Annotated in this window: 3 protein-coding genes; 1 reads left to right on the plus strand and 2 read right to left on the minus strand. The window is 74.4% G+C overall.

Going from position 1 to position 3949, the window contains the following annotated elements:
* Nucleotides 1–121 precede the first annotated feature (121 nt).
* Both GTW43_RS15600 and ligA read right to left on the minus strand, forming a co-directional pair.
* On the minus strand, nucleotides 122–532 hold the full coding sequence (locus GTW43_RS15600) for a VOC family protein (protein ID WP_161302590.1): 411 nt from the start codon (nucleotides 530–532) through the stop codon (nucleotides 122–124).
* 224 nt (nucleotides 533–756) lie between these two features.
* Nucleotides 757–2853 (minus strand): NAD-dependent DNA ligase LigA, encoded by a 2097-nt coding sequence (ligA, locus tag GTW43_RS15605; RefSeq protein WP_237536615.1) that lies wholly within the window; start codon nucleotides 2851–2853, stop codon nucleotides 757–759.
* Between the two features lie 241 nt (nucleotides 2854–3094).
* Between ligA and GTW43_RS15610 the strand changes: the two genes are divergently transcribed.
* Nucleotides 3095–3718 (plus strand): hypothetical protein, encoded by a 624-nt coding sequence (locus GTW43_RS15610; protein ID WP_161302594.1) that lies wholly within the window; start codon nucleotides 3095–3097, stop codon nucleotides 3716–3718.
* Nucleotides 3719–3949: the final 231 nt, after the last annotated feature.

The raw sequence follows: 3949 nt of genomic DNA on the forward strand, positions 1-3949 counted from the left end.
CGGTCGCGGACCCGCCGCATCCGGGCGCAGCGGTCCAGCCGCCACGCCGCGGTGCGGGCGCGCGCCCACCCTGGATGGCACATGCGAAGCCCCCTCCTGTGCCGTCGGTGTCCGGTCCGGCTCAGCGCAGTTCCTGGATGCGGACGAGGTTGCCCGCGGGGTCGCGGAAGGCGCAGTCCCGGATGCCGTACGGCTGCTCGGTGGGCTCCTGGACGACCTCGGCGTCGGTGGCCTGCACCTTCTCGAAGGTCTCGTCCAGGTTCCGGGTGGCGAGCAGGATCCAGCCGTAGGTGCCCTTCGCCATCATCTCCTGGATGGTGCGGCGTTCGTCCTCGGTGATGCCGGGGTCCGCGGCCGGCGGCGCCAGCAGGATCGAGGTGCCGGGCTGGTCGGCGGGGCCGACGGTGATCCAGCGCATCGTGCCCTGGCCGACGTCGCTGCGGACCTCGAAGCCGAGGGAGTCGCGGTAGAAGGCGACGGAGGCGTCCGGGTCGACGTGCGGGAGGGCCGTGGTGTGAATGGTGATGTCCATGGCCGTAACGGTAGGCGCGCCGGTGCGGGGTGCGCTTCTCGATTCCTGACCGGTACGGCCGCCGTGTCCCGACGGGCACAGCGGCCGTGTCCGGGCCGTCCCGGCGGCCGATTCCCGCCCCGTACGGCGGCCGTGTCCCGACGGGCTCGGCGGCCGGTGCGGAGGGCGGGCCCCGGACCGCGCCGGTGCCGGGCCGCCGACTCCCCCGTTCGGCCGCCGCCCGGTCAGTCCAGCAGGCCGGCGACCATCTCGGCGAACTCGTCCGGGGTGGCCAGCCGGATGCCGAGGTCCTCCGCCTTGGCGCGCTTGGAGCCCGCGCCCTCGCCCGCGACGACCAGGCTCGTGTTCTTCGAGACGCTGCCCGAGGACTTGCCGCCGGCGCGCTCGATCAGCTCGTTCATCTGGTTGCGCGAGAGCTTCTCCAGGGGACCGGTCATCGCGCCGGTGACGACGACCTTCATGCCGGCGAGCGGACCCGCGCCGGCGTCGGTGCCCTCGGCCCCGGCCTCCTCGGTGCCCTCGGCGGGCGGCGGGGTGGCGCCGGGCTCGGTCATGCTCAGGCCCGCGGCGGCCAGCCGGTCGATCTGCCCGGCCAGCTCGGCCAGTTCGGCGACGATGACGGGGGCCTTCTCGGCGCCGATGCCGTCGACCCGCTGCATGGCCGCGGCGTCCGCCGCCCGAATGTGGTCCATGGTGGCGAAGTAGCGGGCGATGCGGCGGGACATGGAGCGGCCGGTGCCGCGCACGCCGAGTGCGCACAGGACGCGCGACAGGGGCTGGGTGCGGGCACGGTCGAGCGCGGCCAGCAGGTTGTCCGTGCTGGTCTCGCCCATGCGCTCCAGGGAGAGCAACTGGTCGCGGGTGAGCCGGTCGAAGAGATCCGGCAGGCTCTCGACGAGCCCCGCCTCCACCAGCTGCACGACGCGCGTGTGGCCGAGGCCCTCGATGTCGAGCTGGTCGCGGCCGGCGGCATAGCTGATCGAGGCGACCAGGTGGCAGTTGCGGCCGCGCTCGCAGCGCCAGCGCTGCTCGCTGGTGTCGATCCCGGAGCCGCACTGCGGGCACTCGGCCGGGAAGACGATCTCGCGCTCCTCGCCCGTGCGCAGATGGGCGACCGGCGCCTCGATCCTGGGGATGATGTCGCCCGCCTTGTAGACCATGACCTGGTCGCCGAGGCGCAGCCCGCGGCGGGTGATGTCCGCGGGGTTGTGCAGGGTCGCGTAGGTGACGGTGGAGCCGTCGAGCTCGACGGGCTCGAGGACGGCGCGCGGGGCGATGATGCCGGTGCGCCCCACGTTCCACTCCACGTCGAGGAGTCTGGTGATCTTCTCGACGGCCGGGAGCTTGAACGCGACGGCCCAGCGCGGGGCACGGGTGCCCGATCCGGCCGCGGCCTGGTCGGCGGCGAGGTCGGCCTTGACGACGATGCCGTCGATGCCGAAGGGCAGGTCGGCGCGGGTCCCGGCGATCTCCTCGACGCGGGCGACGACCTCCTCGACGGAGGTGACGACGACGCCCGGCACGTCCGTGGACGCCGGGGTGTTGACGCCGAGGGCCGCGGTGCGGTCCATCAGGGCGCCGTGCGCCTCCTCCCCGAGCAGTGCGGTGAGGTCGCCGGCCGTGCCGGGCAGCGGGAGCAGCCCGTAGCCGAAGAAGGTCATCGGGACCGTGTAGGCACGGTCCTTGGCGCGCAGGGTGCCCGCCGCCGCGTTGCGCGGGTTGGCGAAGGGGTCGCCGCCGTGCTCGGTGCGGACCTCGTTGGCGTACTCGAACTGGGCGGTGGTCATGAGGACTTCGCCGCGCACCTCGACGGTGACCTTCTCGGTGAGCTCGGCGGGTAGTCCCTCGATCGTGCCGGCGGCGTGCGAGACGTCCTCGCCCGCCGTGCCGTCGCCACGGGTGATGAGGCGGGTGAGCCGGCCCTGCTCGTAGCGGGCGGCGATGGCGAGGCCGTCGAGCTTGGGCTGCACGTTCCAGGACACGACCTCACGGCCGATCCTGCGCTCCAGCGAGGCCGCCCAGGTGGTGAACTCCTCCCCGGAGAACACGTTGTCCAGGCTCAGCATGGGGACCGTGTGCGGCACGTCGCCCTCGACCGCGCCGCCCGCGACCTTGCCGGACGGCGAGTCGGCGAGCACCTCGTCGGGGTGTTCCGTCTCGTACACCGTGATGGCGCGGACCAGCCGGTCGTACGCGTCGTCGTCCAGAGTGGAGGTGCCGCCCTCGTAGTACGCGGCGGAGGCACGCCGGGCGTCGGCCACGGCCTGCGCGTAGGCGGCGGGGTCGGACAGCGCGGAAGGAACGGCAGAAGTCGTCGTCATGCCCTCCATCCTGCCGCCCACCACTGACAATGCCGCCCGGCCACCCCGGGCGGCGCCGTCCCCGGGCGGGCACGGTGACGAACCTGTGACGCGGGCGCGGGCAACGGCCGCGCGGGTTCGCGGGTCGTACCGGGCGGGACGGACAGGCGGGTGAGCGCACAGCCCTGTCTCCCGCCCTGCGGGCCGTTCGCGTCGTACGGTCCGCACAGCCCAGCAGGTCGACCGACATGGGGGAACCACGATGAACGTACGAGTACACCGGGCGACCGTCGCCGGAGCCGTCGCGGTGGCCGCCGCTGCCGCCGCGGCGCTCGCCGCCCCGGCCGCAGCCGCCGGAGCCTCCGCAGCGGCGGCGACGCCGCGCTTCCTGTCCGCGTCCGAGCTGCCCCCGCACCCGTCGTCCGCGTGGACCGCGGGCCCGGTGACGGCGGGACAGCCCGACCCGCTGCCGATGTGCGTCGGGGACGCGCTGCCGTCGACGTCCGTGCACCGCGCCTTCCGCACCGACCTCGACACCGGGGCGCTCCAGGTGACGGTCGTCGAGCGCGACGCGCGGCACGCCAAGGCGTTCGCGGCGCTGCTGCGCAAGCACCTCGACACCTGCGCGCGGGACGTGGCGGCCCAGGACCCGGAGGTGACGGCGGAACAGAAGTACTACGGCCGCCTGCCCGTCGAGGAGGGGGCCGTGGTGTACGGGGTGCACACGCAGACGTCGTGGGGGGCGACGGACATCAACCTGTTCTCCGTCGGGCGGGACGGCCGGGTCGTCACCGTCGTGCAGTGGGGGCAGATGGGCGGCTTCGCCGACGCGCCCGTCGCGGCCTTCGAGCGGACGACGGTCACGGCGGTGAACAAACTGGCCTGAGGTCCGGCCGGGCAGGGGCGGGACGGCAGGGCGCGGGGCGGGCGGTGCGGTCGGGCGGGACGGCAGGCCTCGACACGCTACTTACCGGTAAGTAAGCTCGCGGGTGCCGTCCCGCCCGACCGCACCGCCCGCCCCGCGCCCCAGGAGACCTTCATGCGCCGTGTCCGCTCCCACCAGCTGCTCGCCGGCCTGCTCGCCGGGGCCGGGGCCGCGCACTTCCTCGCGCCGAAG

This window comes from Streptomyces sp. SID5785, assembly GCF_009870065.1.
In the GTDB taxonomy this organism is placed as follows: domain Bacteria; phylum Actinomycetota; class Actinomycetes; order Streptomycetales; family Streptomycetaceae; genus Streptomyces.

Bases quoted from the DNA above. Each gene is read 5' to 3' on its own strand.
- GTW43_RS15610 (WP_161302594.1), top strand. From the start codon at position 3,095: ATGAACGTACGAGTACACCGGGCGACCGTCGCCGGAGCCGTCGCGGTG.
- ligA (WP_237536615.1), bottom strand. From the start codon at position 2,853: ATGACGACGACTTCTGCCGTTCCTTCCGCGCTGTCCGACCCCGCCGCC.
- GTW43_RS15600 (WP_161302590.1), bottom strand. From the start codon at position 532: ATGGACATCACCATTCACACCACGGCCCTCCCGCACGTCGACCCGGAC.